A 634-nucleotide genomic window follows, 5' to 3' on the forward strand; every position below is an offset into this window, starting at 1 on the left:
ATGCTGTAGTACGCGCCATCGGCAATCACCCGATCCATCGGCACATCGGCGGGCAGCACGGCGTCCATTCCTTCGCTGTCCGATACTTCTGTAGTGGTGATGCGGATCGCGTGTACGTTCATGTCAGCGTCGATCGACCGATGCATCTTGCGCCACGGCGTGCGCGCGGCCTTCTGGGCGTACTTTTCCTCGTACCACTGGCTCGCCCGCCCAAAGCTCAATCCCGTGCTGTCGACGATGAGACTGATCGTCCCGCCGCGCGCGAGACGCCGGGCCAGCTGTTCGCAACGCAGCGTGACGCTCACCTCCAGTGAAGCGAACCGTTCGCCCAGCTGACTGGCGCTGGGCACCGGGATGTCCAGCCCGCGAGTCTCCCGGTAGTCCTCCATATAGCCGGTGATCTGCCGCATCCCCCAGCCGAACAGCCGGTAGAAGGTAAAGATCAGCTCGATGTACGCCGTGGTATAGGTCGGCTCACGCCCCGACACGCCCGGCGTACGGATCTTTGCGTTGATAAGCTGCGCCTTCAGATCGCCGCCCGGCACATACAGGCTGATCATGCCGCGCTTTCTCAGGCTCTGGTTATACGCCCGCGCGTTCGTCACCCGGTACCCCGGCTTCTTGCGCTTGCGCG

Annotated in this window: 1 protein-coding gene; it reads right to left on the bottom strand. The window is 63.4% G+C overall.

What is annotated here, in order from left to right; translation table 11 throughout:
* A partial coding sequence (locus GCT19_RS42465; RefSeq protein WP_152855133.1) for a transposase occupies positions 1-634 on the bottom strand: 634 nt, incomplete at both ends.

The sequence above is a fragment of the Paraburkholderia atlantica genome (assembly GCF_009362785.1).
GTDB lineage: Bacteria > Pseudomonadota > Gammaproteobacteria > Burkholderiales > Burkholderiaceae > Paraburkholderia > Paraburkholderia atlantica.